The following is a 23,630-nucleotide window of genomic DNA, read 5'->3' on the forward strand; positions in this document are numbered from 1 at the left end:
AATCGCGCATGCATGTCCTGCTGCGCGACGGCGTATGCCTGCCCTCTCGTGTCACGTCTTTCTCCCCCGAGCCTGCCGGTTATTTTTGCGGGACCTTACTGCAATTGAAACGCGGGGAAAACTGCTATCTGGTCAAGTCGGGCGGCGCGGGCTAGGTCTTGGGAACAGAATTCGAGGAGTTTGCAATGAGCAGTCTGATACCGGTCCGTTTTCAGGAGTTTGATCTGGATGCGATGGCGCAGGCCGAAGGGCGGGTGGCCATCATCATTCCGCCGGACGGGAAAATGAACCCTGCGGCGCGCCGGGCCAATCGCCTGACGAAAGGCGCCGTGGCGCGGCTTGTCGAAAGTGAGAAATTCGGAAAGTCCAAGACCGGCGATGTCATCTCGATGGCCTGGCCGGCCGGGATGGCGGCCGAGGCGCTGGACGTCGTGGTGCTGCCGCGCCGCCCGGAAGCCGATGAGGCCCGCAAAGCCGGTGCCGCTTTGGCCAAATGCGCGGGTGGCCAGGACATGCTGGTGTTGGTCGGCAATCAGGCACAGACCGAAAACCTGGCCCTTGGCTTGGTGCTGCGCAGTTATGATTTCAACGCGCACAAAACCAAGGACAGCGAAGGCAGCGGATCGATTACGATCGGGCATTCGAAACCCGCGGAGGCCGAAGCGGAGTTTACACCGCTATATGCGATTGCCGACGGCGTGCGGATGACGCGTGATCTGACCAATGAACCTGCAAATGTTCTGACGACCTCGGAATTTGCCGATCGTCTTGTCGAGATGCAGGAGCTGGGCCTTAAGGTCGAAGTTCTGGAAGAGGACAAGCTGGCAGAACTGGGCATGCGTACATTGCTGAGCGTCGGGCAGGGCTCTGCCAGCCCGTCCAAAGTCGTCGTGATGCACTGGAATGGCGGCGACAAGGACGATGCGCCCTTGGCCCTGGTGGGCAAGGGCGTGGTTTTCGACACAGGTGGCATTTCGCTGAAACCGGCCGGTGGCATGGAAGACATGACCATGGACATGGGCGGTGCCGGTGTTGTTGCTGGCACGATGCGCGCGTTGGCCAAGCGCAAGGCCAAGGCCAATGTGGTGGGCCTTGTCGGTCTGGTCGAGAACATGCCTTCGGGCAATGCCACCCGTCCGGGCGATGTGGTCAAGTCGATGAAAGGCGATACGGTCGAGATCATCAACACCGATGCCGAAGGCCGTTTGGTTCTGTGCGACGTGATGTGGTACGCGCAGGAGCGGTTCAAACCGGTGGGCATGATCGATCTGGCAACGCTGACCGGTGCGGTCATCATCGGGCTGGGGCATGAGAATGCTGGTGTGTTCTCGAACAATGACACATTCTGTGACGCCTTCCTGAAATCGGCGAAGGCCGAGGACGAAGGCGCGTGGCGGCTGCCTTTGGGCGATGGCTATGACAAGCTGCTCAAATCGCGCATCGCCGACATGAAGAACGTCGGTGGCCGTCCGGCGGGCTCGATCACGGCGGCGCAGTTTCTGCAACGTTTCGTGAAAGAGGATACGCCGTGGATTCATCTGGATATCGCGGGTGTGGCCTCGGTGTCGTCCGAGACATCCTATGCGCCCAAAGGTGCCACGGGCTGGGGTGTGCGCGCGCTGAGCCGGTTCGTGCAGGACAATTTCGAGTAAGCATATGGGTGCTGTCTATTTCTACCATCTGACCCGCCAGCCGCTGGAGCACACCTTGCCTGTGCTGCTGGACAAGGCGCGGCAGGCCGGGTGGAAGATTGCCGTGCGGGGCACCGATCCCGCGCGGATGGACTGGCTGGATGAAAAGCTGTGGCTGGGCCCCGAGGACGGGTTCCTGCCGCACGGTCGCGAAGGTGGGCCGCATGACGCCGAGCAGCCGATCCTGCTGACCACCAGCGCCGAGGCCACAAACGGCGCGGTGTGTGTCATGGCGGTGGACGGCGCGCCGATCGAACCCGAAGAGGTGTCGGCGCTGGAACGGGTTTGCATTCTGTTCGACGGCAATGACGACATGGCCGTACAGCACGCACGCGGGCAGTGGAAGACGCTGACCGGCGCCGGATGCGCCGCGCAATACTGGTCGGAAGAATCCGGGCGGTGGGAAAAGAAGGCCGAAGCCTGACGGGCCGTGCCATTTATCAGGAGATTTGAGGATGCAGATGAAGCCTCTGGGCCGCACCGGGATTGTCGTGAGCGATCTTTGCCTCGGGACGATGACGTTCGGATCGCAGACCTCGGAACCGGATGCGCACCGGCAGATGGACATGGCGCTGGATGCGGGGATCAACTTTGTGGATGCCGCCGAGATGTATCCGGTGAATCCTGTCGCCAAAGAGACAATTGGTCGGACCGAAGAAATTCTTGGAAACTGGAATGCTGCCAACAGGGCACGCCGGGCGGATTTCGTACTGGCAACCAAGCATTCGGGTGAGGGATTGTCATATGTTCGCGACGGTGCGCCGATCACGGGAAAAACCATTCCCGAGGCCATCGAAGGGTCTCTGCGGCGGTTGCAGACGGATTACATCGATCTCTACCAGTTCCACTGGCCCAATCGCGGCAGCTATATGTTCCGTCAAAACTGGGATTATGCGCCTTCGGGCCACAATACCGCGGACGTTCTGGATAACATGCAGGAGTGTCTGGAGGCCTTGCAGGTTCAGGTGGACAAAGGCAACATCTGTGCTTTTGGTCTGTCGAATGAAAGCGCATGGGGTACGGCGCAGTGGCTGAGACTGGCCGAACAGACGGGCGCACCGCGTGTGGCGTCGGTGCAAAACGAGTATTCGTTGCTGTGTCGCCTGTTCGATACCGACATGGCCGAGCTGAGCGTACATGAGGATGTCGGCCTGATGGCGTTCTCGCCCCTGGGTACCGGGTTGCTGACCGGAAAATACCAGGGTGGGGTCGTGCCGGGCGGCTCGCGTATGTCGCTTTCGCCTCAATTGGGCGGGCGCAAGTCTGACCGGGTGTTTGATGCGGTCGCGGCCTATCTGGATGTTGCCGCGCGGCATGACCTGGATCCGACACATATGGCGCTGGCCTGGTGCCGCTCGCGGCCGTTCATGATGTCGGCGATTTTTGGCGCGACCACGGTCGCGCAGCTTGAACACGTTTTGGCCGGTGCGGATTTGACGTTGTCAAAGGAGTTGCTGGCCGAGCTGGACGCTGTCCACAAGGCGCACCCGATGCCGTACTGAGGCGAGGGGGCTCTGCCCCCGGCACGCTGCGCGTGCCTCCCCCGGGATATTTCTGGCCAGATGAAGTTGGATCGGGTCAGTGATGGGTGGGGTGCGCGCGCTCTTGCCTGAGGTCGCGGGCAGATTGACCATGCGCGGTGCGGAAAGCGCGGGCGAAACTGGATTGCGAGGCAAAACCGGTGGCCAGCGCGACATCCATCAGTGGAAGGTCGGTGTCGGTGACCAGACGGCGGGCCTCGGCCAGGCGCAGTTGCAGATAGTGATCCTGCGGCGTGGTGTTCAGGCGCAGGCGGAACTGTTGTTGCAGAGTGCGCGGGCTGGTGCCCAACTGGTCTGCGATGTGGGCCAGTGGCAGGGGATCATCCAGGGATGCCTGCATCAGCGAATTCGCCTTTGCCGTCAGCGCGGTGTGGCGATGTGGAACGCCGGTGCGGCTTTGCGGTGTGCCGGGGTCCGGCGCGCCATCATACAGAAACAGGCCCGAGACACGGGAGGCGAAACCCGCGCCATGACGGGCGGCGATGATGTGCAGCATCATCTCGACAGCGGGAATCGCGCCGCCCGAGGTCAGGCGACCGTCCGACACAGTAAAGCGGTCAGGGCGCACGTCGACGTTGGGGAAGCGGGTGGCGAAGTTTTCCAGGTCTTCCCAGTGGGTCGTCGCGGGGTGACCGTCCAGCAGCCCGGCCTCGGCCAGCAGCCAGGGGCCGCCGTCAATCCCGGCCATCGTCGCCCCGGTACCGGCAATGCGGCGCAGCCCGGCCAGCAGGCTTGGTGTGGCGTGGCGGGCCAGTTGGAAGCCCGCGACGACAATCATCAGGTCGCAGCCTTGCAGGCGAGCAAGCGGGATGCCGGGCACTTGCAACGCGCTGGTCAGCATCGCGGGGTTCGCCGTGGCGGTCACATAGTCCCAGTCAAAGGCGGGCCGGTCCGCCAGGCGGTTGGCAGCGCGCATCGGATCGACCGCCGAGGCGAAGCTGAGCGTGTTGCATTCGTCCAGCACCAGCACAGCCGTTTTCAGGGCCCGATGTTCGGGTTGCAGTATGTTTTTTGCGGATTGCATCAAGTTCGATTCGCATTCTGCCAAGTGGTTTTCCCAAGGCTGCGCCAGAGTCGGGTCAGAACGCAAATCGGAATCCGGGGAGAAGCCTGGGGAAAACCCAAGGTAAAACCGGGTATAACTTGGGGAAAACGCCATGCCTCTGGAAATGAACCGCGAAGTCTTCATCACCTGCGCCGTGACCGGCTCGGGCGGGACGCAGGATCGCAGCCCTCATGTGCCACGTTCGCCGAAGCAAATTGCCGACAGTGCGATTGCCGCCGCAAAGGCGGGTGCGGCCGTGGTGCACTGCCATGTGCGCGACCCCGAAACGGGTGCCCCGTCGCGCGATCTGGCGCTGTATCGTGAAGTGACCGATCGCATTCGGGATGCCGAGGTTGACGCGGTGCTGAACCTTACGGCCGGCATGGGTGGAGACATGGTGTTCGGCGGTATCGAAAAGCCGCTGCCATTGGCCGAGGCCGGAACCGACCTGGTTGGTGCGACCGAACGTGTGGCCCATGTGGCCGAGTGCCTTCCCGAGATCTGCACACTGGACTGCGGCACGATGAACTTTGCCGAGGCCGATTACGTCATGACCAACACGCCCGGCGCGTTGCGCGCGATGGGGCAGATGATGACCGATCTCGGCGTTAAGCCCGAGATCGAGGCCTTTGACACCGGCCATCTGTGGTTTGCCAAGCAGCTGGTGAAAGAGGGAATTCTGGAACCCAACGCCCTGGTTCAACTGTGCATGGGTGTGCCGTGGGGCGCTCCGGATGATCTGAACACCTTCATGGCGATGGTGAACAACGTGCCTGATGACTGGACGTTCAGCGCGTTTTCGCTGGGGCGGAATGAGATGGCGTATGTGGCGGCCTCGGTTCTGGCTGGCGGCAATGTGCGGGTCGGGCTGGAGGACAATCTGTGGCTGGAGAAAGGCGTTCTGGCCGAGAACTGGCAACTGGTGGAACGTGCTGGCACCATCATCGAGAACATGGGCGCGCGGGTGATCGGCCCGGCCGAGGTGCGCGAAAAGCTGGGCCTGGTCAAACGGGCGCCCAAAGGTTGACCTGCGTGCGTCCCTTGCCATGACCGGAAAGCGCAGGTGTGCCAGCAAAAGGAAGAGAGCAATGCGATCGGCGGTTGTAATCTGTGCGACGGTTCTGGCCGTATGTCTGCCCCGGGTCGGGCTGGCACAAACCGCGGAAGACCCTTTGGCCCGCAAGGACTGCGAAGCCAAAGGGGGAAGCTATGAGATGGGCGGGCGGATACGGCAGTTTATCTGCTTTGAACCTTTGCCCGACGCTGGAAACTCCTGCGAAAAAGCCTCTGACTGCGCAGGGTTCTGCCTGTCGGAAACCAAACAATGCAGCGCGGTGACACCGCAATTCGGATGCATTCCGCATCTGGATGAGGCGGGGCGCGCGCAGGTAATCTGTATCGATTAGAGGACAGCATGACAAAGACGGCAGCAATTATCGGGGGCGGTGTCATCGGCGGCGGATGGGCCGCACGGTTCCTGCTCAATGGCTGGGACGTTCGGGTGTTCGACCCGGACCCCGAAGCAGAACGCAAAATAGGCGAAGTGCTGGATAACGCACGGCGATCCTTGCCGGGGTTGAGCGATGTGCCTCTGCCGCCCGAGGGCGCGCTGAGCTTTCATGACGACATGGCCGACGCCGTACAGGGGGCCATCTGGATTCAGGAAAGCGTGCCAGAGCGGCTGGACCTGAAGCTCAAGGTTTACAAGGGCTTGCAGGAGGCTTGTGATCCAGACGCGATCATCGGATCCTCGACCAGCGGGTTCAAACCATCGGAGCTTCAGGACGGTGCGTCGCGCCCCGAACAGATCGTGGTGACGCACCCATTCAATCCGGTCTATCTGCTGCCTCTGATCGAGTTGGTGCCGACCAACAAAAACCCACCGGAGATGATTGAACGGGCCAAGGAACTGTTGACCTCGGTTGGTTTCTTCCCGCTGCATGTCAGGAAAGAGATCGACGCGCATATCGCCGACCGGTTCCTTGAGGCGGTCTGGCGCGAGGCGCTGTGGCTGGTCAAGGATGGCATCGCCACGACCGAAGAGATCGACGAGGCGATCCGGATGGGTTTTGGCATCCGCTGGGCGCAGATGGGATTGTTCGAAACCTACCGCGTGGCCGGAGGTGAAGCGGGAATGCGACATTTCATGGCTCAGTTCGGGCCAGCCTTGAAATGGCCCTGGACCAAGCTGATGGACGTGCCGGAATTCACCGATGAACTGGTCGACCTGATCGCCGATCAGTCAGACGCGCAATCAGGGATGCATTCGATCCGTGAACTGGAGCGCATTCGCGACAACAACCTTGTTGGCATGATGCGTGCCCTCAAGGCGCAGAACTATGGTGCGGGGGCGGTGCTGAACCAGCATGATGCGCTGTTGAAACCGGGCGCCCTGCCGACGCTGGACCAGGCGGATCTGAGCCAGCCGATTCTGACCCTGTCCCGCGCCGTTCCGTTGGACTGGACGGATTACAACGGCCACATGAACGAGGCCAAGTATCTGGAAGCTTTTGCCGCCGCCACGGACCGTTTCATGGAGATCATCGGTTGCGATATGGAATACATCGCGTCGGGTGGCAGTTATTTCACCGCTGAAAACCACATCCGTTACATCGACGAGGTCCATGCAGGGGCGAAGATCGATGTGCGCACGCAGATGCTGCTGGGGCAGGGCAAGAAGCTGCATGTCTTTCACAGCATGTATGATGGCGACAAGCTGTTGGCCACGGGCGAGAGCTTCCTGCTGCATGTCAGTCTTGAAACCCGCCGCCCCAGCCCGCCGTCGCCCAGGATCGAAGCAGCGATGGCGCGGATTGCCGAGGCACAGGCCGGTTTGCCTTACCCTGAAGGGGCGGGTGCTGGCATTCGCAAGCCCTCATGACCCGGCGCGTTTTGGTAACAGCCGGGGCATCTGGCGTCGGTCGGGCCATGGCCGCGGCGTTTGACGCCGCCGGTTATGATGTCTGGGTGACGGATATCGACCCGTCAGCTCTGGATACATTGCCCGACCATTGGGCGGCGCACAGGGCTGATGTGACCAATGAGGCCGACATGAGGGCGGTGTTTCAGGCCGCCGAGGCAGCCGGCGGGCTGGATGTGCTGTGCGCAAATGCCGGAATCGCCGGGCCGACCAACGCGATCGAGGATATCGATCTTGATGCATGGCGCGCCTGTGTCGCGGTCAATCTGGACGGGGCCTTTCTGGCCGTCAAGTACGCGGCACCGATGATGAAGTCGGCGCGGGCGGGCAGCATCATTCTGACCTCTTCGACCGCCGGTCAGTACGGCTATCCGTTCCGAGCGCCTTACGCCTCGGCCAAATGGGCGGTCATAGGGTTGATGAAAACGCTGGCGATGGAACTGGGGCCGCTGGGCATTCGCGCAAACGCCATTTGCCCGGGTGCCGTGGAAGGCCCGCGCATGGAAGGTGTCTTGGCCCGAGAGGCAGCCGCGAAAGGCATGACCCGCGATGAGGTTTACCAGGGCTATGCCTCGGGCACTTCAATGGGGCGCTTTGTGGAAGCGCAGGATATCGCCCATATGGCCGTCTTTCTTGCTTCAGACGCAGCGCGGCTTGTGTCTGGGCAGGTGATCGCGGTGGATGGGCACACCGTCAATCCCGACCCGAAACTGTAACTCAGCCCTGATTTGGTCCTCGGATCTGGCGGATGGTCTGACGGACCGCCTGCCAATCCTGCGCCTCTTTCTGGTTTCCGGCAGCTTCGCATTCGCGCATCTTTTGCGCGGCTTCCGCCTCGGCCCGGTCTCCGTGCGCAGCATACAGGGCGCGTGCGTATTGAGCGGTTTGAATTGCGTCCATTCCTGTGGTCCTCCGTTTGTGGTCGGAATGCCCGATGGTTCGCGCCAAGGGACGATAGCACAGGTTTTGCGCCGCTGCATCAATTCTTGCCGGATACATCCGCTCTGAGTTGTCGCAAGTGGTCCGGAAAATCGCGGGCGGCCACATCGGCCTCGCGCACCAGAGTGTCGAAATGGCGTGAAAATGTCTTGATCCGATCCCGGTCGCGAAACGCCAAATAGTGACTTCCGGCGTAAAAAACGCAAAGAAGCGGCCCGAAAATCGTTACCGGGGCGGAATACAGCCTTTTGGCATCAAACAGATAGATCCGCATCCGGGGATAGAGTTGTTCACACAAGGCCAGCAGGTGATCGATCTGTTCCAGCCGAATTTCCGGGCAAAGGCCATGGTAATACCCCGTGCCGCTTGCAAAGCTCTCGATCTCGTACAACGGCATGGCAATTTCGTAATCTGACTGCGCACTGCGCATCCAGGTCAGCCTGTCTTCGGACGCTCCGATGGCCTGATCCGCCGTGCGCCCCAGATGGGGGGCATATTCCCATTCCAGTACCGCACGCGTCTTGAGCATGTCGGGCAGGGCGGCCGGGACATGACGGATCTTGTACCCGGCGGCTTCTTTGTGCCAGTCGAAAATCCGCTCATCGACCAAGGCGCGGGGCGCTTCGGTAATGGACAGGGTACTGGCCAGTATTTCTGCCGCGCTTTCCGGTCTGTCGGACAGGCTCAGCAACCAGTCGGCCGAAACGCCCAGTGCCGCGGCACAGCCACCCACAACATGCGCGTTGGGAAGACGCGCACCATGATCGGTCAACAACTGAGATACGGTTGAACGGTCCACGCCGATATGGCGCGCAAGCGCGCTTTGGCTGACGTGGCGGTCCTCCATCGCGCGGGCAAGGCGAAGGCGGAATTGAGCGGCGCGGTCGCGCTTGTCGATGTTTTCCTGCATAAGTTCAAAAATATCACAGTTGTTGAGTTTTGTTAATCATATTCAGAATTTTCAGCGTGAGAAATGAAATGTAACCCCTTTGTAAAAGCAAAAAGAATGGGGTTCGGAATGGAAACACGGCGAAGATCTGTCGTGAAAGCAATCGTGTGGAATGCCATGGGGCTGGCCACCATGACGCTGGTGGGTCTGATCGCCACGGGTTCGGCCGCCGTCGGCGGGGCATTGGCGCTGGTGAATACCGCCATCGGCCTGACGCTATACATTGTCTATGAAAGAATTTGGGCCGGAATTTCGTGGGGGCGCAATGGCTGAGCCCTCAACACCCAAATCGCCCGAATGGGGTACATTTGCCCTGATCCTCGGCTGTTATGCCGCATGGCTGGTCGGGCTGTTCTGGCTGGCGGATGTTTCGGTGTGGTTGGCGGTACCGGTATTGGGCTTTGTTGCAGCCCTGCATTCGTCTTTGACGCACGAAGCCCTGCATGGGCACCCGTTCCGAGCCAAATGGCTGAATGAGGCGCTGATGGCGTTGCCGCTGACCCTGGCCATTCCGTACAACCGATTTCGCGATCTGCATTTGGCGCATCATCAGGATGCCACCTTGACCGACCCGTATGACGACCCCGAGTCCAACTATATGGATCCCAAGGTTTGGGCGGACCTGCCGCGTGGCGTGCAGGCTGTGCTGGCCCTGAACAACACGCTTCTGGGGCGGATGGTTCTGGGTCCGGCTGTAGGGCAGGTGCTGTTTCTACGCGACGAATGGCGGGGGCTGCGGCGCGGCGACAGGGCGATCCTGCTGGCATGGGCTTTGCATATCCCCGGCGCGGTTGCGGTGCTGTGGATCGTTGCACAATCGGCCATGCCGATCTGGGCTTATCTGATTTCAGCCTATGTCGGGCTGGCGTTGCTGAAAATCCGTACCTTTCTGGAACACCGCGCGCACGAGAAATCCCGCGCGCGGACCGTGATTATCGAAGACAACGGGCCGCTGGCATTTCTGTTTCTGAACAACAACCTGCATGTTGTACATCACATGAATCCCGCCGCGCCATGGTATCGGCTGCCGTCGTTGTATCGGGATGGCAAAGACAGGTATCTGGCCTGCAATGAGGCGTATGTTTACCGCTCCTATGCACAGATTTTCCGGCAGTATCTGCTGCGCGCCAAGGACCCGGTTCCGCATCCGCTCTGGCCAAAGCACTGATTTGGCGACACAACGGGTGACATGAGTCTCTGGATCCCTGTCACCATCGCCGCCGCCAGCTTCCAGACCGTACGGTTCATGCTGCAAAAATCCTTGAGCCGCGTGAAGCTGTCTGCCGCGGGCGCGACCTTTGCGCGGTTTGCGTATTCCATGCCGCTGGCCGTTGCCGGGCTGCTTGTGGCGTTACAGATAACCGGGGCCAGTCTGCCACCACTTAACGAAGTATTCTGGCTTTACGCTGTCATCGGAGGTACGGCTCAAATCCTGGCTACGATCTGTGTTGTGGCGTTGTTCAAACAAAGAAATTTTGCGGTTGGAATCACCTTCAAGAAAACAGAAGTCATTCAGACCGCGATTGTCGGATTTCTGGTTTTGGGCGACAGCGTTTCCGGCGGCGCTCTGGTTGCGATCCTGTTGGGGTTGATGGCGGTGCTGCTGCTGTCGAAAACCCCCGGCGGAGGCGGCGCCTGGTGGCGGCATCTGACCAACCGCGCGTCCCAATTGGGGCTTGGATCAGGGGTTTTGTTTGCGTTTTCCGCGGTCAGCTATCGCGGGGCGTCGTTGCAATTGGGTGATGCCGACGCCTGGTTCCGCGCACTGATCACCCTGGCCGCCGTCGTGACGTTCCAGTTTGTCAGCATGGGGCTGTGGCTGTTGTGGCGCGACCGGGCCGAGCTGCGTGCGGTGTGGCAGACCCGATCCACCGGTGTCTTTGTCGGCCTGACCAGTCTGGGCGGGTCGTTTTGTTGGTTCTGGGCCTTCACCTTGCAAAACGCAGCCTATGTCAAAGCGCTGGGGCAGGTAGAGCTGATTTTCAGCCTGATGGCGTCGATCCTGTTTTTCCGCGAGACGATCACCCGGCGAGAAATCGCCGGGATGTTGCTGTTGGGTGTTTCGATACTGGCGCTGGTGTTGGCGATTTAGCCGGCGCGACGTTCGTCAAAGCTCAGGGCAATGAAGCTGGGCAGGTGATCGCCCATACCCACCACGGGCCGGCCATTGTCTTCCTTGCGCCCGCGGCCACGCGCTTTGGGCTCTCGCTCTTTCCGGGCGTCTTTCTTGACTTCGGAGTCCCGGGGTTTTTTCTCGGGCTTCGGCTTTTCAGGCCTGGGCTCTTCCTTGACCGGATTGTCGAGGCGCGGGATGTCTTTCTGGATCAGCTTTTCGATCGCAGCCAGGGCTTTTTCATCGCGGGCCGAGCAGATCGTGATGGCCTTGCCTTCGCGCCCGGCGCGACCGGTGCGGCCGATCCGGTGTACGTAATCTTCGGGGTGGCCGGGGACGTCGAAATTGAACACGTGGCTGACGGCCGGAACGTCCAGACCGCGCGCTGCGACGTCCGATGCAACCAGCAGACGCAATGATCCGTCGCGGAACCCGTCCAGTGTCTTCATCCGCTGCGATTGGTCCAGATCGCCATGGATCGCGGCAGCGTCATAGCCGTATTTCTTCAGCGATTTCGCGCAGATATCGACATCCGTCTTGCGATTGCAGAAGATGATTGCGTTGGTGCACTTTTCACCTTCGGCGTCGATCAAAGCACGCAGCACGTTGCGTTTCTGGCTTGCTTCACGGTCCCGACGGCCGCCTTTGAACATGACAACGCCCTGTTCGATCGTCTCGGATGCGGTCGCTTGGCGGGCGACTTCAACCCGGGCAGGGGCCGACAGGAATGTATCCGTGATTCGTTCGATCTCGGATGCCATGGTCGCCGAGAAGAACAGCGTTTGCCGTGTGAAAGGCGTCAGCGAGAAGATGCGCTCGATGTCAGGAATAAAGCCCATATCCAGCATCCGGTCGGCTTCGTCCACCACCATGATCTGCACGCCGGTCAGCAGCAGCTTGCCACGTTCGAAATGGTCCAGCAGGCGGCCGGGCGTGGCGATCAGAACGTCGACGCCACGGTCGATCAGGGCCTCTTGCTCTTTGAAGCTGACGCCGCCGATCAACAGCGCCTTGGTCAGTTTAAGGTGTTTGGTATAGGTGTCGAAATTCTCGGCCACCTGGGCGGCCAGTTCCCGCGTCGGACACAGGACCAGCGAGCGCGGCATGCGCGCGCGGGCGCGGCCCCGGGCCAGCAAGGTGATCATCGGCAGTGTGAAGCTGGCGGTCTTGCCGGTGCCGGTCTGGGCGATTCCCAAGACATCGCGACCTTCCAGAGCGGGAGGAATCGCGCCTTCCTGAATTGGGGTCGGGGTTTCGTATCCGGCTTCCTCAATGGCTTTGAGGACCTTCGGGTTCAGGTTCAGTTCGTTGAATTTTGTCATGTAAGTCCGGTTTTTGCGGACACTTGACCTGGCCCGCGCGTCAAAGATGTGCCGGGCCCGGATGGCCATACGCGTGATGCGACATTTCGGCTTGTACGCGGACATAACAAAAACGTTGGCCGGGGTCAAATGAAGAGAATTTCACCTGTGCCTGCCTGTCGCCTGCGGTGAATTTCAGCAACAATTCAGCAACTTCCGGGAAAGTGTTTCTCCAGCTTTTCGTCCAGGTTCAAAGGGCGGTGGCGCAGCAGGCCGTGGCGTTCCAGGTTGGCGCGCACCTGTGCGTCCGCGCCGCTCATTTCATTGTAGAACGCACGCAGCCCGTCCATGCCGTGTTCGGCCTCGATCCAGTTGAGCAGTTCATTCTTGCTCAGCCCTCCCTGTTCGCGCGGAACATTCGGAGCCATGCCGGCCTGATACGAGCCACGATCCATGCGGAACTGGTAATGCGCGATCCAGTGATCCCAGTCCGGGGCATGACGATGGCACAGATCGATCTGGGGAAGCTCGTATTTGCACGGCAGCAGCGCCTTGTTCTGAAACAGGTTGTGGATGCGGATGCTCAAATTTTTCAAGCCGGTGCGCACGAACAGTTTTCCCTGCACGTGACTCAGGAATCCGCCCATGACGAAGGCGCCGTAATTCGGGTAAATGGTCTCGACCAGCGCTTCGCGGTTCGGGCCATGCGGGATATGAGCTTTGTACAGGTCATCGCCCCCGGCCAAGGCCTCCAACGGGCGGACACGCACCGCGGGAACCGTGTCTGGAACATCGCGCAGCACATCAGGAATAGGGGCGGCCGGCCAAAGAAACTCATCCACATCGATATGTGTCAACCAATCCAGCCGAGTGTTTCGATAGGCAAAAGTGGCATGAACCGACTGGCGCACCTGATGCTTTTCCGGTCGTGCGCGTCCGCGTTTTTCCCAAAAGGCGTCATCACAGTTGCGGACCCGGACCTTGGGGTGCATTCTCAGTGCCCTGAACGTGCGGCGGTTGGGTTCGTCCATGTAGATATACATGAAATCCGCCCCCAGTTCGAGGTGATGGGCCACGAACCGAAGGACGTCTTCGGTTGGCCCCCGGACCATGGAGACAATGCCCCAGGTGGTCATTTGCGCGGTGCGCGGGCGGCGCGCATGCGTTTCAGGCGTCGAAAAATTCCGCCTGGGTCCTTGTTCAATTGGATCATCAGGTGATCCACCAGCGGTGCAATCGTGGGATCATTCATCGCCCTGGTCCAGATCGGAGCGATGAGATTGACGTCAAGCCCGCCTTTTTCAAAGGAAAAGCCTTTCATCTGATAGGGCAGCGGCACGTGGTTCCTGTCCTTGAACTGAAACGGCGTTTCCGGGGCCAGCCCCGAGAAGAGCCGCTCGAACTCATAAAGCTTCATCATGCTGAAGAACACGCGCAAAGCATGTCCGACCTCGCGCTGTGTCGGGGTCTGACCGTGATCCGCAAAGGTCTGAACAGAAGACACCAGCCAACGAAGGTCGAGGACGGAAAGAAGATGGTCGGATTGTTCGTCCCACAACCGGCAGAACAGCGCAGGGGCCTGACGCGGAAAGGAGCGTTTTCTGAGGTTCGAGATCAGCTGGGCGTTCAGGAAGGCAAGCTCTGATTTCCCGACGAATTCCCGCGCGATCTGAACGTGTTTGCGATCCCAGGTGGTGTTGCGCCCGGGCGGCAATTCGGTGGCGCTGTCGGGCACGATGCGTTTGGCCAGATCATCCAGATCGACGTCAGGCCCGGGCAGGGTCAGGGTGCCGAACTGAAACGGGCTGCGCCGGTTCTCATAGCTGTCCAGCATGTCGGGCAGGCCACCGGGATAGGTCAGTTCGTCGTCACTCATGCGGGCAGGATTGCACAGCCAAACCTGCCTGTGCAATCAGACAGTTGCCTCAGGTCATCATCTCTTTTGTCGCAGTCAGGTTCAGCGCGGGATAGTCACGGATCACCCGGTCGATATCCCATTGCAGGCGGGTCAGATAGACAATGTCGCCGTCATGGTCATGGGCGATGTGCTGTTTGTTGGCATTCACGAATTTCTCGACTTCGGCCTTGTCACCGCTGACCCAACGCGCCGAGGTGAACTGCGAGGCCTCGAACCGCACCGGCAGGCCATATTCCATCTCGATCCGGCTGGCGAGCACTTCGAACTGCAACGCGCCCACGACCCCCACGATAAAGCCCGAACCGATCGAAGGCTTGAACACCTTGGCCGCACCTTCTTCGGCGAACTGCATCAGGGCTTTTTCCAGATGCTTGGCCTTCATCGGATCGCCGGCGCGGACGCCTTGCAGCAGTTCCGGCGCGAACGACGGGATGCCGGTCACCCGCAGCGCTTCGCCTTCGGTCAGCGTGTCGCCGATGCGCAGTTGCCCGTGGTTGGGAATGCCGATGATATCTCCGGCCCAGGCCTCTTCCGCCAGTTCGCGGTCAGAGGCCAGGAACAGAACCGGGTTCGAGATCGCCATCGGTTTCTTGCTGCGCACATGAGTCAGCTTCATGCCACGCTTGAAGTGACCGCTGGCCATGCGGACAAACGCCACCCGGTCGCGGTGCTTGGGGTCCATGTTGGCCTGAACCTTGAAAACAAACCCTGCGACTTTCTTTTCATCCGGGGATATCTGGCGCGGTTCGGCGGATTGAACCTGTGGCTGCGGGCCATAGGCGCCGATGCCTTCCATCAATTCCTTGACGCCGAACGAGTTGATGGCCGAACCGAACCAGATCGGTGTCATGTGGCCTTCCAGCACCGCCTGCGGGTCAAGTGCGGGCAGCAGCTCGCGGGCCATCTCGACCTCTTCCAGCAGTTTGTCCAGCAGATGCTCGGGCACGTGTTCCGCCAGTTTGGGGTCGTCCAGCCCGTTGATTTCGATGCTTTCAGCTACCTTGTTGCGGTCGGCGCGATCCATCAGTTCAAGCCGGTCGCGCAGCATGTCATAGCAGCCGATGAAATCGCGCCCCACGCCGATGGGCCAGGCGGCGGGCGTGACGTCGATGGCCAGCATTTCCTGGATTTCGTCGATGATCTCGAACGTGTCGCGGCTTTCGCGGTCCATCTTGTTGCAGAAGGTCAGGATCGGCAGATCGCGCAGGCGGCAGACCTCGAACAGTTTCTGCGTCTGGCTTTCCACACCTTTCGCGCCGTCGATCACCATCACGGCGGCGTCCACGGCTGTCAGCGTGCGATAGGTGTCTTCCGAGAAATCGCTGTGGCCGGGTGTATCCACCAGGTTGAACCGGAAGTTCCCATAGTCGAACGACATCGCAGAAGCCGAGACCGAGATACCGCGATCCTTCTCCATCTGCATGAAGTCCGACCGGGTCCGCCGCGCCTCGCCCTTGGCACGGACCTGACCGGCCATCTGGATTGCACCCCCGTACAGAAGGAACTTTTCCGTCAGCGTCGTCTTGCCCGCATCCGGGTGAGAGATGATGGCGAATGTCCGGCGCCGGGCGATCTCGGGCGGCAGGGTGGGTTGGTTCGAGGTATCAAGCATGAGCGCGCGTATATGCGGGGAATCCTGCCGAAGCAAGACAAAGGGGCTGGTTCGAATCATACGGCTGTGGCAATAAGAACATATAGTGAACAAATGATGGAGTGGATCAATGAATTTGAAAGAGATTGCAGATGAACTGGTGGCCGGTTGCCGGGAAGACCGGGCCAAGGAAAACCTGTCCAAGCTGTATGCGCCGGATGCCGTTTCGGTCGAAGGGCAGGATTTTCAGGGAATGGGCCGGGAGACCAAAGGGGTCGAAGCCATCCGTGGCAAGCACGAGTGGTGGGAAAGCGCCCATGAGGTTTCTGCTGCGTCCGTCAGCGACCCGTTTCCCCATGGCGAAGACCGTTTTGCCGTGATTTTCGAAGTGCAGGGCAAGGTGAAGGAAACCGGCGAAGCGTTCGATATGCGCGAAGTGGGTGTCTATCACGTCGCTGACGGCAAGATCGTCCGGGAGGAGTTCTTCTATTGATCGACGATCCGTTTCTGGTCTTCCCTGTCTGGCCGGTGCTAGACATGCGGCAATGACTGACAGGGAGGATCCGATGGATCTGGGAATTCAAGGAAAGCGCGCGCTGGTCTGTGCCAGCAGCAAGGGATTGGGTCTTGGGTGCGCCGAGGCGCTTGCCGCGGTTGGCGTGAATCTGGTGATGAACGCACGCGGCCCCGAGGCGTTGGAGGCTGAGGCCGCGCGCCTGCGGTCCGAACACGGCGTCGAGGTGCAGACCGTGGCCTGCGACGTGACCACAACCGACGGTCAGGCGCAGGTGATCGAGGCCGCGCAGGGCGTTGATATTCTTGTGACAAATGCCGGTGGACCGCCGCCGGGCCTGTGGTCGGACTGGGAGCGCGATGATTTCATCAAGGCGCTGGATGCCAACATGCTGACGCCGATCGCGTTCATGAAGGCGCTGTTGCCGTCGATGATGGACAAGGGGTGGGGCCGGGTGGTGAATATCACCTCGCAATCCGTGCGTGCGCCGATTGCGGTTCTGGGCCTGTCAAACGCGGCGCGTACAGGTCTGACGGGCTATGTGGCCGGAACCTCGCGTCAGGTGGCGCCACACGGGGTGACCATCAACAACCTGCTGCCGGGTATTCATGCCACGGACCGGGCGGATTCTCTGGACAGCGGAGTGGCGGCGCAACAGGGTATTTCGATCGACGAAGCACGCGCCAACCGTGCGGCGACGATCCCGGTCCGACGCTATGGGTCGCGGCAGGAGTTTGGTGCCACCTGCGCGTTTCTGTGTTCGCAACATGCGGGCTTCATCGTCGGCCAGAACATCCTGCTGGACGGCGGTGCGACCAACCTGACGATGTGATCATGGCGCAGGGGTTTTCGTTGAAAGATCAGTTGTTCAATGCTGAGAAAGTCGGCTTTCTCAGCGGCTTGTTCTCGGATGCTGAACCGGGTTTCGACGCCTCTGCGTTTCAGGCACAGGTCATGTCGCGCTTGCCTGAACTGGAACTGAAAGAGCGTATGGCCTGGATCGCGACATGTCTGCAACAGGCCGTGCCGGGCGACTTGCCGACAGTCGCCCCGGTGATTTTACGGTCTTTACCGCCTCCGCTGGACCCTGCCAGATCGGATGATGACTTCGGCGATTTCATTTTCGCGCCGCTGGGCGAATGGGTCGCGTCCATCGGGCTGGATCACGTTGATCTGTCTCTGGATGTGCTGGAGGAGCTGACGCAGAGGTTTTCGATGGAATGGGCCATTCGGCCTTTTCTGAACCAGGCCCCTGACGGGGTGCTTGAGCGGATGCACGACTGGTGCACCCACGGCAGCTATCACGTGCGCCGATTGGTCAGCGAGGGAACGCGGCCCCGTCTGCCATGGGGGCAGGGCATCGGTCTGGGTTTGACGGACCCGTTGCCGCTGTTGGACCGGTTGCACGGGGATTCCACCCGGTATGTCACGCGGTCAGTGGCCAACCATCTGAATGACATCACCAAGAAAGACCCCGGCCTGGTGCTGGGACGTCTGGACAAGTGGCGCACCGAAGCGCGACAGACCACGGCAGAGCTGGATTGGATGACTTCCCATGCGCTGCGCGGACTGGTCAAGGCGGGGCATCCGGAGGCAATGAAAATGCTGGGATTTAACCCGGATGCCGATGTTGCAGTAACGATTGACCTGAAATCCCAAGCCCGCATTGGCGGCGCATTGGAGTTTTCAGTCGGTTTGAGCGGAGAAGATGAACAGCTCGTCCTGGTGGATTATATCATTCACTTTCAACGCCCTGGGGGGAAAACTTCGGCCAAGGTGCATAAGTTGAAACAGGCGACCCTGACAGGCGGCAAGCTCAATCTCGACAAGCGTCACAAGCTGAAAGGCGATGCCACGACTTTCAAACTGGTGCCCGGAGCGCATCGGCTTGAAGTTCAGGTGAATGGCAATATCCGCGCCGGTGTGGATTTCGAGCTGCTGGCGTAAAGCCCCGCCAGAAGGCTCACACTTTTGTCAGAAGCGCCTTACCCGGATTGCGAACCGCGGATCTCTGGATTAGCTGCGATACAGCCACTTGCAAGGGGAAGACCGCGATGAAGCATGAATCGGTGCAGAGTTATTATGGTGAAGTCCTGCAAAGCAGTGCGGATTTGCAGACCAACGCCTGCTGCACGCCTGACGACATGCCGGATCATCTCAAGCGGATATTGTCCAGGATCCATGACGATGTGCTGACCCGGTATTACGGCTGCGGTCTGATCGCGCCGCCGGATCTTGAAGGCATGTCGGTTCTCGATCTTGGCTGCGGGGCGGGGCGTGACGTCTATGCGTTGTCTGCCATGGTCGGCGAAAAGGGCCGGGTGGTTGGGGTCGACATGACGCCCGAACAACTGGATGTTGCCCGCGCGCATCAGGACTATCACGCCAAGGCGTTTGGGCACGCCAAAAGCAATGTGGAATTCCATCACGGCTATATCGAGAAGCTGGAGGACCTGGATCTGGAGCCCGGATCGTTTGACATCATCGTGTCGAATTGCGTCATCAACCTGGCGACCGACAAGGAAGCCGTGCTGCGCGGCGCGCATCGGTTGCTGAAAGAAGGTGGCGAGATGTACTTCTCGGACGTCTATGCCGACCGCCGCGTCCCGCAGGCGATGGCCGAGGATGAGGTTCTGTATGGCGAGTGCCTGTCGGGTGCATTGTACTGGAACGACTTCCTGTCGATGGCGCGCAAAGCGGGTTTCGGCGATCCGCGCCGGGTGACGCACCGCCCGCTGACCATCGAGAACCCTGCGCTGGAAGAACGTGTAGCCCCGCTCAGATTCCTGTCGGCGACCTATCGACTGTTCAAGCTGCCGGCGCTGGAACCGGCCTGTGAAGATTACGGTCAGGCGGTGATCTACAAAGGCACTGTTCCCAACGCCCCGCATGCGTTTGTTCTGGATGATCACCACGTTATCGAAACCGGCAAGGTCTTTCCGGTCTGCGGCAATACCTGGATGATGCTGCGGGACACGCGGTTTGCCCGCCATTTCGACTTTATCGGCGATTTCTCTACCCACTTCGGTGTTTTCGAGGGCTGCGGCGGTGAAAGCCCGTTCGAGGCCACAGGCGAAACGATATCATCCGGCGGTTGCTGCTGATCCCTTGCACCTGAGGGGCGGGGTTGCTATCCCCGCCCAAGCCCGATGGATTTGATCGGGAAAGGCAATGGGGTCCATCGGTGACAGGTAACGCAACTCCTCCGCGTCTGGAAATTCGCAACATTGTTCGCCGGTTCGAAGGGCGGGTCGTTGTGGATGACGTGTCATTGACCGTGCAGGCCGGCAAAGTGACCTGTTTGCTGGGGCCGTCAGGTTGCGGGAAATCCACCACCCTTCGCATGATTGCCGGGGTCGAGATGCAGGACTCGGGCGAGATCTACGTCGATGGCAAGCTGATCTGTGACACCGTGTTTCGGGTGCCGCCAGAGCGGCGCGAGATCGGGTTGATGTTTCAGGACTTTGCGCTGTTTCCTCATCTGAGCGTGGCCAACAACGTGGCCTTTGGCCTGAAGGGCAGCAAGGACGAAAAACGTGCCCGGGTCGAGGAACTGCTGCGCAAAGTGGACCTGATGCGGTTCATCGACGGTTTCCCACATCAGTTGTCGGGCGGCGAGCAGCAACGCGTGGCCCTGGCCCGCGCTTTGGCGCCACGGCCCCGGATCATGCTGATGGACGAGCCCTTTTCGGGCCTCGACAACCGTCTGCGCGACGGTATTCGGGACGAGACACTGTCCATTCTCAAAGAAGAGGATGCGGCTGTCCTGCTGGTCACGCACGAGCCGGAAGAGGCAATGCGGATGGCGGACGAGATCGCGCTGATGCGGCGCGGCAAGATCGTCCAGCAGGGCGCGCCCTACAACGTCTACACCCGGCCAGCGGACAAGGCGGCCGTGGCGTTTTTCAGTGATATCAATGTGCTGCAAGCGCAGGTAAACGGAGCGTTGGCCGACACGCCGTTCGGCCAGTTTCTGGCGCCGGGTATTCCGGATGGAACGGATGTCGAGATCGTCTTCCGCCCCCAGCACGTCAAACTGGATTTCGATCGCAACGGCAAAGGCCCATTGCCGACCGCGACTGATGGCGTTGCGGCGCGGGGCGTGGTCGAACGCGCGCGTTTTCTGGGAAATGAAAGCCTGGTCGAGTTTCGAATGGATTACGACGGCTCGGTCCTCAGGGCGACGGTTCCGAATGTCTTTGTGCCCAATCCGGGCCGTGTCATGTGGCTGACCATTCGTCGTGACAAGTGTTTCGTTTTCCCCGGGGCACAGAGTTGACCTCTCGATTTCCGTGCAAGTGGTGCGCGAAAGCCTCAGATTGCAGGTCCACGTCGCTTGCCGCATCGCGGGGCTGGGTCTATCAAGGGCCAAACGCGGGGGTAAATCGGGCACATGCGTATTCTTCTGACCAATGACGACGGGATCAACGCTCCGGGCTTGATCACGCTGGAGGCGATCGCTGCCGAACTGGCAGGGCCTGATGGCGAGGTTTGGGTTGTCGCACCTGCCTTCGAGCAATCCGGCGTCGGGCATTGCATCAGTTACACCCACCCCACGATGATCGCCAAGCTGAGCGAACGGCGATATGCGGCGGAAGGGTCGCCCGCGGATTGCGTATTGGCGGGGTTGCATGACGTGATGTCGGACTGCCCACCGGATCTGGTCCTGTCCGGCGTGAACCGGGGCAACAACTCGGCCGAGAACACGCTTTATTCGGGCACTATTGGCGGCGCGATGGAAGCGGCGCTGCAAGGTATTCCAGCGATTGCCTTGTCACAGTATTTCGGCCCGCGAAATCTGGGGTTGGACGACCCGTTCGAAGCTGCCGCTCGGTTCGGGGCCGATCTGGTCCGGCGCATTCTGGATGCAAATCCGGCGGAGCAGGGTGATTACCGCCTGTTTTACAACGTGAATTTTCCACCTGTTCCGGCAGATGAGGTGCGCGGTACGCGCGTTGCAGCGCAGGGTTTCCGGCGCGACACGCATTTTTCGGTCGAGCCGCACAGCTCGCCCTCGGGGCGGCGGTTCCTGTGGATCAAGGGTGGCTATCAGCATAACCCGACAGCGCCGGGAACGGATGCTGCGGTCAATCTGGAAGGCTATATCTCGGTCACACCGATGCGCGCCGACTTGACCGCATATGACATGCTGGAGGCATTGAAGGCGGTCGAATGAGCGGACTGGACCCGGAAACCGTGATGCAGTTCCTGTTTGCCCTGCGCAAACGGGGGGTCACGGATGCGCGCGTTCTGGAGGCAATGGAACAGGTTGACCGGGGCCGCTTTGTCACCGGCCTGTTCGCGGATCGCGCTTACGAGGACATGCCATTGCCGATCTCCTGCGGTCAGACGATCAGTCAGCCATCGGTCGTCGGCCTCATGACGCAGGCGCTGGACGTGCGGCCCCGTGACACCGTGCTCGAGATCGGAACAGGGTCAGGCTACCAGGCCGCAATCCTGTCGAAACTGGCGCGCCGAGTCTATACGGTCGAACGCCATCGGCGGCTGGTCAGCGAGACAGGAAAGCTGTTTGCCGATCTGGGGCTTACGAATATCACGGCCATGTTGTCGGATGGATCCTTTGGCTTGCCGGAACAGGCTCCGTTTGATCGGATCATTGTGACGGCAGCCGCCGAAGACCCTCCGGGACCGCTCTTGGCGCAGCTGAAAATCGGGGGTATCATGGTTTTACCCGTGGGTCAGTCGGACACGGTGCAGCAGTTGATCAAAGTAACGCGCACCGAGGCCGGTCTGGACTATGAAGAATTGACGTCGGTCCGTTTCGTGCCCCTGCTTGAGGGGCTTGGCAAGGACGAGGCGTAGCAGGCTTTGTAAATTGGTCGCCGGAACCCCGGACAACAGGGGCAGGCGTTGAGGACAGAATTATGAGTGCAGTATCCAAATCAGCTATGCGTCGCTGCGCGACCGGAGTGGCCGCTCTGGCCATTCTGGCCGGGTGTGAAGGGCCACTAGATTATGACCTCCGCGGTCAGGTCGGCGGATTTTCGACCACTGATGCAGTGCAGTCGTCAACAACGTCGCGCCCGTCGCCCGACAGCCGCGGGGTGATAACCTATCCGAACTACCAGGTTGTCGTGGCCCGGCGGGGCGACACGGTGCGCGATGTGGCCGCGCGTGTCGGCCTGCCCGAGGGTGAGCTGTCGCGGTTCAACGGCCTTCAGACGACCGATACCCTGCGAGAGGGCGAAGTTCTCGCCTTGCCGCGTTCGGTGGGTGCAGGCAGCGGCGTAGATATCGCATCAGTTGCCGGAGCCGCCATTGATCAGGCCCCTGAAACGGGGGGCGTCCGGACAACGACGCTAGAGCCTGCCAAGCCAGCCCCGGCGCCGGTCGCAAGCGGGCCGGAACCAGTCCGCCACAAGGTCAAGCGCGGCGAAACCGCGTATACGATTTCACGCCTCTATCAGGTGCCGGTGGAATCGCTGGCGGAATGGAACGGCCTTGGGTCTGACTTCACCGTGCGTGAAGGTCAGTTTCTTTTGATCCCCGTTAAAAACCAGCCCGCCCCACGTCAAAGCGCTGCTGTGGCACCGGTTGCGGCCACCGAGGTAACCGAGCCGGGGCAGGGATCGCCGACGCCGACGCCTCCAAGTGCCACGCAGCCCTTGCCCGACGAAAAGGTCGCGCCGCTGGTTGAAGCCCCTGATGTGACGGCTGAAGCCCCGACGAACACGCGATCTTCGGCCATGTCGCTGCCGGTCAGCGGCACCATCATTCGCGGCTATAAAAAGGGCAAGAACGAAGGTATCGACATTGCTGCGGCCCCTGGCACAGCCGTCAACGCGGCTGAGGCCGGAACCGTTGCGGCGATTACCGCGGACGCGGATCAGGTGCCGATCATCGTTCTCAAACACAAAAACGATCTGCTGACGGTCTATGCCAATGTCGATGACATCACCGTCAAGAAAGGGGATCGTGTGCGCCGTGGACAAAAGCTGGCGCAGTTGAGGGGCGGGGATGATGCCTATGTGCATTTCGAGGTACGCAAAGGGTTTGAATCGGTGGATCCGGATCCCTACCTGAAATGAGGGCGTATGGCCCGTTTCGGGCCATGCCTTCGGCGGGAGTATTTTTGAAAAGATGAAGT

Annotated in this window: 25 protein-coding genes; 18 read left to right on the forward strand and 7 right to left on the reverse strand. The window is 60.5% G+C overall.

Annotated elements, in window-relative coordinates; genetic code table 11:
- Window positions 1-185: 185 nt before the first annotated feature.
- The 3 genes from AC2FFD_RS04675 to AC2FFD_RS04685 are packed head-to-tail and all read left to right on the forward strand — an operon-like array spanning window position 186 to window position 3,193.
- A complete protein-coding gene (locus AC2FFD_RS04675) occupies window positions 186-1,652 on the forward strand; it encodes a leucyl aminopeptidase (RefSeq protein ID WP_496872158.1) in 1,467 nt (488 codons plus the stop codon).
- Window positions 1,653-1,656: 4 nt separating this feature from the next.
- Window positions 1,657-2,115, forward strand: coding sequence for a DNA polymerase III subunit chi (locus tag AC2FFD_RS04680; protein WP_257598856.1), 459 nt, complete (start codon window positions 1,657-1,659; stop codon window positions 2,113-2,115).
- A gap of 31 nt (window positions 2,116-2,146) precedes the next feature.
- Window positions 2,147-3,193 carry an aldo/keto reductase gene (locus AC2FFD_RS04685; RefSeq protein WP_496872161.1) on the forward strand — a complete coding sequence of 349 codons (1,047 nt, stop codon included), beginning with the start codon at window positions 2,147-2,149 and terminating at the stop codon, window positions 3,191-3,193.
- Between the two features lie 76 nt (window positions 3,194-3,269).
- Here the strand turns inward: AC2FFD_RS04685 and AC2FFD_RS04690 are convergent, their stop codons facing one another.
- Complete coding sequence (locus AC2FFD_RS04690) at window positions 3,270-4,256, reverse strand: GlxA family transcriptional regulator (RefSeq protein WP_170344051.1); 987 nt, start codon at window positions 4,254-4,256, stop codon at window positions 3,270-3,272.
- Between the two features lie 133 nt (window positions 4,257-4,389).
- On the opposite strand from AC2FFD_RS04690, the gene bcoG reads away from it, so the two are divergent.
- The 4 genes from bcoG to AC2FFD_RS04710 all read left to right on the forward strand — a co-directional run bounded on the left by bcoG (window position 4,390) and on the right by AC2FFD_RS04710 (window position 7,913).
- On the forward strand, window positions 4,390-5,304 hold the full coding sequence (gene bcoG / locus AC2FFD_RS04695) for a 3-dehydrocarnitine:acetyl-CoA trimethylamine transferase BcoG (protein ID WP_496872162.1): 915 nt from the start codon (window positions 4,390-4,392) through the stop codon (window positions 5,302-5,304).
- A gap of 61 nt (window positions 5,305-5,365) precedes the next feature.
- Window positions 5,366-5,683, forward strand: coding sequence for a hypothetical protein (locus AC2FFD_RS04700; RefSeq protein WP_170344053.1), 318 nt, complete (start codon window positions 5,366-5,368; stop codon window positions 5,681-5,683).
- 8 nt (window positions 5,684-5,691) lie between these two features.
- Window positions 5,692-7,158: a carnitine 3-dehydrogenase gene (locus AC2FFD_RS04705; RefSeq protein ID WP_496872163.1), complete on the forward strand. Its 1,467-nt coding sequence runs from the start codon at window positions 5,692-5,694 to the stop codon at window positions 7,156-7,158.
- Complete coding sequence (locus AC2FFD_RS04710; protein ID WP_496872164.1) at window positions 7,155-7,913, forward strand: SDR family oxidoreductase; 759 nt, start codon at window positions 7,155-7,157, stop codon at window positions 7,911-7,913. Before AC2FFD_RS04705 ends, AC2FFD_RS04710 begins: the two co-directional genes overlap by 4 nt.
- Before the next feature lies 1 nt (window position 7,914).
- Here AC2FFD_RS04710 and AC2FFD_RS04715 read toward each other — a convergent pair whose 3' ends face one another.
- Window positions 7,915-8,097: a hypothetical protein gene (locus AC2FFD_RS04715; RefSeq protein ID WP_117868740.1), complete on the reverse strand. Its 183-nt coding sequence runs from the start codon at window positions 8,095-8,097 to the stop codon at window positions 7,915-7,917.
- A 79-nt stretch (window positions 8,098-8,176) separates the two neighbouring features.
- A complete protein-coding gene (locus AC2FFD_RS04720; RefSeq protein ID WP_425078382.1) occupies window positions 8,177-9,046 on the reverse strand; it encodes a helix-turn-helix domain-containing protein in 870 nt (289 codons plus the stop codon).
- Window positions 9,047-9,154: 108 nt separating this feature from the next.
- Between AC2FFD_RS04720 and AC2FFD_RS04725 the strand changes: the two genes are divergently transcribed.
- The 3 genes from AC2FFD_RS04725 to AC2FFD_RS04735 are packed head-to-tail and all read left to right on the forward strand — an operon-like array spanning window position 9,155 to window position 11,177.
- Window positions 9,155-9,358 carry a DUF2061 domain-containing protein gene (locus AC2FFD_RS04725; protein WP_170344057.1) on the forward strand — a complete coding sequence of 68 codons (204 nt, stop codon included), beginning with the start codon at window positions 9,155-9,157 and terminating at the stop codon, window positions 9,356-9,358.
- Window positions 9,351-10,253, forward strand: a complete 903-nt coding sequence (locus AC2FFD_RS04730; RefSeq protein WP_170344058.1) for a fatty acid desaturase — start codon at window positions 9,351-9,353, stop codon at window positions 10,251-10,253. Before AC2FFD_RS04725 ends, AC2FFD_RS04730 begins: the two co-directional genes overlap by 8 nt.
- Before the next feature lie 21 nt (window positions 10,254-10,274).
- On the forward strand, window positions 10,275-11,177 hold the full coding sequence (locus AC2FFD_RS04735) for an EamA family transporter (protein WP_170344059.1): 903 nt from the start codon (window positions 10,275-10,277) through the stop codon (window positions 11,175-11,177).
- Here AC2FFD_RS04735 and AC2FFD_RS04740 read toward each other — a convergent pair.
- The 4 genes from AC2FFD_RS04740 to AC2FFD_RS04755 form a co-directional block, all read right to left on the reverse strand.
- On the reverse strand, window positions 11,174-12,520 hold the full coding sequence (locus AC2FFD_RS04740; RefSeq protein WP_496872166.1) for a DEAD/DEAH box helicase: 1,347 nt from the start codon (window positions 12,518-12,520) through the stop codon (window positions 11,174-11,176). The genes AC2FFD_RS04735 and AC2FFD_RS04740 overlap by 4 nt on opposite strands.
- A gap of 185 nt (window positions 12,521-12,705) precedes the next feature.
- The gene (locus tag AC2FFD_RS04745) at window positions 12,706-13,635 is read right to left on the reverse strand and encodes a glycosyltransferase family 2 protein (protein ID WP_496872167.1); all 930 of its coding nucleotides are present in this window, start codon (window positions 13,633-13,635) and stop codon (window positions 12,706-12,708) included.
- Window positions 13,632-14,375: a hypothetical protein gene (locus AC2FFD_RS04750; protein ID WP_170344061.1), complete on the reverse strand. Its 744-nt coding sequence runs from the start codon at window positions 14,373-14,375 to the stop codon at window positions 13,632-13,634. The genes AC2FFD_RS04745 and AC2FFD_RS04750 overlap by 4 nt, the downstream gene beginning before the upstream one ends.
- A gap of 49 nt (window positions 14,376-14,424) precedes the next feature.
- Window positions 14,425-16,029 carry a peptide chain release factor 3 gene (locus tag AC2FFD_RS04755; RefSeq protein WP_257598845.1) on the reverse strand — a complete coding sequence of 535 codons (1,605 nt, stop codon included), beginning with the start codon at window positions 16,027-16,029 and terminating at the stop codon, window positions 14,425-14,427.
- Between the two features lie 109 nt (window positions 16,030-16,138).
- Here AC2FFD_RS04755 and AC2FFD_RS04760 point away from each other — a divergent pair, with 109 nt between their 5' ends.
- The 8 genes from AC2FFD_RS04760 (at window position 16,139) to AC2FFD_RS04795 (ending at window position 23,571) form a co-directional block, all read left to right on the forward strand.
- The gene (locus AC2FFD_RS04760; RefSeq protein WP_170344063.1) at window positions 16,139-16,501 is read left to right on the forward strand and encodes a nuclear transport factor 2 family protein; all 363 of its coding nucleotides are present in this window, start codon (window positions 16,139-16,141) and stop codon (window positions 16,499-16,501) included.
- Window positions 16,502-16,574: 73 nt separating this feature from the next.
- Window positions 16,575-17,354: an SDR family oxidoreductase gene (locus AC2FFD_RS04765; protein ID WP_496872254.1), complete on the forward strand. Its 780-nt coding sequence runs from the start codon at window positions 16,575-16,577 to the stop codon at window positions 17,352-17,354.
- Between the two features lie 2 nt (window positions 17,355-17,356).
- A complete protein-coding gene (locus AC2FFD_RS04770; protein WP_496872169.1) occupies window positions 17,357-18,469 on the forward strand; it encodes a YhaZ family DNA alkylation repair protein in 1,113 nt (370 codons plus the stop codon).
- 107 nt (window positions 18,470-18,576) lie between these two features.
- Complete coding sequence (locus AC2FFD_RS04775; RefSeq protein WP_496872170.1) at window positions 18,577-19,626, forward strand: methyltransferase domain-containing protein; 1,050 nt, start codon at window positions 18,577-18,579, stop codon at window positions 19,624-19,626.
- A gap of 80 nt (window positions 19,627-19,706) precedes the next feature.
- Complete coding sequence (locus AC2FFD_RS04780) at window positions 19,707-20,801, forward strand: ABC transporter ATP-binding protein (protein WP_170344066.1); 1,095 nt, start codon at window positions 19,707-19,709, stop codon at window positions 20,799-20,801.
- Window positions 20,802-20,915: 114 nt separating this feature from the next.
- A complete protein-coding gene (gene surE, locus AC2FFD_RS04785; protein ID WP_257598842.1) occupies window positions 20,916-21,698 on the forward strand; it encodes a 5'/3'-nucleotidase SurE in 783 nt (260 codons plus the stop codon).
- Window positions 21,695-22,345: a protein-L-isoaspartate(D-aspartate) O-methyltransferase gene (locus AC2FFD_RS04790; RefSeq protein WP_152458180.1), complete on the forward strand. Its 651-nt coding sequence runs from the start codon at window positions 21,695-21,697 to the stop codon at window positions 22,343-22,345. The genes surE and AC2FFD_RS04790 overlap by 4 nt, the downstream gene beginning before the upstream one ends.
- Before the next feature lie 62 nt (window positions 22,346-22,407).
- Window positions 22,408-23,571 carry a LysM peptidoglycan-binding domain-containing protein gene (locus AC2FFD_RS04795; RefSeq protein ID WP_257598841.1) on the forward strand — a complete coding sequence of 388 codons (1,164 nt, stop codon included), beginning with the start codon at window positions 22,408-22,410 and terminating at the stop codon, window positions 23,569-23,571.
- The last annotated feature ends 59 nt before the right edge of the window (window positions 23,572-23,630 follow it).

Source organism: Ruegeria sp. YTSC002 (genome assembly GCF_059609845.1).

Excerpts from the sequence above, each read along its gene's own strand:
- AC2FFD_RS04690 (WP_170344051.1), bottom strand. The coding sequence starts at position 4,256 with ATGCAATCCGCAAAAAACATACTGCAACCCGAACATCGGGCCCTGAAA.
- AC2FFD_RS04720 (WP_425078382.1), bottom strand. The coding sequence starts at position 9,046 with ATGCAGGAAAACATCGACAAGCGCGACCGCGCCGCTCAATTCCGCCTT.
- AC2FFD_RS04790 (WP_152458180.1), top strand. The coding sequence starts at position 21,695 with ATGAGCGGACTGGACCCGGAAACCGTGATGCAGTTCCTGTTTGCCCTG.
- AC2FFD_RS04750 (WP_170344061.1), bottom strand. The coding sequence starts at position 14,375 with ATGAGTGACGACGAACTGACCTATCCCGGTGGCCTGCCCGACATGCTG.
- AC2FFD_RS04745 (WP_496872167.1), bottom strand. The coding sequence starts at position 13,635 with ATGACCACCTGGGGCATTGTCTCCATGGTCCGGGGGCCAACCGAAGAC.
- bcoG (WP_496872162.1), top strand. The coding sequence starts at position 4,390 with ATGCCTCTGGAAATGAACCGCGAAGTCTTCATCACCTGCGCCGTGACC.
- AC2FFD_RS04715 (WP_117868740.1), bottom strand. The coding sequence starts at position 8,097 with ATGGACGCAATTCAAACCGCTCAATACGCACGCGCCCTGTATGCTGCG.
- AC2FFD_RS04705 (WP_496872163.1), top strand. The coding sequence starts at position 5,692 with ATGACAAAGACGGCAGCAATTATCGGGGGCGGTGTCATCGGCGGCGGA.
- AC2FFD_RS04760 (WP_170344063.1), top strand. The coding sequence starts at position 16,139 with ATGAATTTGAAAGAGATTGCAGATGAACTGGTGGCCGGTTGCCGGGAA.
- AC2FFD_RS04700 (WP_170344053.1), top strand. The coding sequence starts at position 5,366 with ATGCGATCGGCGGTTGTAATCTGTGCGACGGTTCTGGCCGTATGTCTG.
- AC2FFD_RS04680 (WP_257598856.1), top strand. The coding sequence starts at position 1,657 with ATGGGTGCTGTCTATTTCTACCATCTGACCCGCCAGCCGCTGGAGCAC.
- AC2FFD_RS04740 (WP_496872166.1), bottom strand. The coding sequence starts at position 12,520 with ATGACAAAATTCAACGAACTGAACCTGAACCCGAAGGTCCTCAAAGCC.
- AC2FFD_RS04765 (WP_496872254.1), top strand. The coding sequence starts at position 16,575 with ATGGATCTGGGAATTCAAGGAAAGCGCGCGCTGGTCTGTGCCAGCAGC.
- AC2FFD_RS04775 (WP_496872170.1), top strand. The coding sequence starts at position 18,577 with ATGAAGCATGAATCGGTGCAGAGTTATTATGGTGAAGTCCTGCAAAGC.
- surE (WP_257598842.1), top strand. The coding sequence starts at position 20,916 with ATGCGTATTCTTCTGACCAATGACGACGGGATCAACGCTCCGGGCTTG.
- AC2FFD_RS04725 (WP_170344057.1), top strand. The coding sequence starts at position 9,155 with ATGGAAACACGGCGAAGATCTGTCGTGAAAGCAATCGTGTGGAATGCC.
- AC2FFD_RS04675 (WP_496872158.1), top strand. The coding sequence starts at position 186 with ATGAGCAGTCTGATACCGGTCCGTTTTCAGGAGTTTGATCTGGATGCG.
- AC2FFD_RS04755 (WP_257598845.1), bottom strand. The coding sequence starts at position 16,029 with ATGCTTGATACCTCGAACCAACCCACCCTGCCGCCCGAGATCGCCCGG.
- AC2FFD_RS04795 (WP_257598841.1), top strand. The coding sequence starts at position 22,408 with ATGAGTGCAGTATCCAAATCAGCTATGCGTCGCTGCGCGACCGGAGTG.
- AC2FFD_RS04730 (WP_170344058.1), top strand. The coding sequence starts at position 9,351 with ATGGCTGAGCCCTCAACACCCAAATCGCCCGAATGGGGTACATTTGCC.
- AC2FFD_RS04735 (WP_170344059.1), top strand. The coding sequence starts at position 10,275 with ATGAGTCTCTGGATCCCTGTCACCATCGCCGCCGCCAGCTTCCAGACC.
- AC2FFD_RS04710 (WP_496872164.1), top strand. The coding sequence starts at position 7,155 with ATGACCCGGCGCGTTTTGGTAACAGCCGGGGCATCTGGCGTCGGTCGG.
- AC2FFD_RS04770 (WP_496872169.1), top strand. The coding sequence starts at position 17,357 with ATGGCGCAGGGGTTTTCGTTGAAAGATCAGTTGTTCAATGCTGAGAAA.
- AC2FFD_RS04685 (WP_496872161.1), top strand. The coding sequence starts at position 2,147 with ATGCAGATGAAGCCTCTGGGCCGCACCGGGATTGTCGTGAGCGATCTT.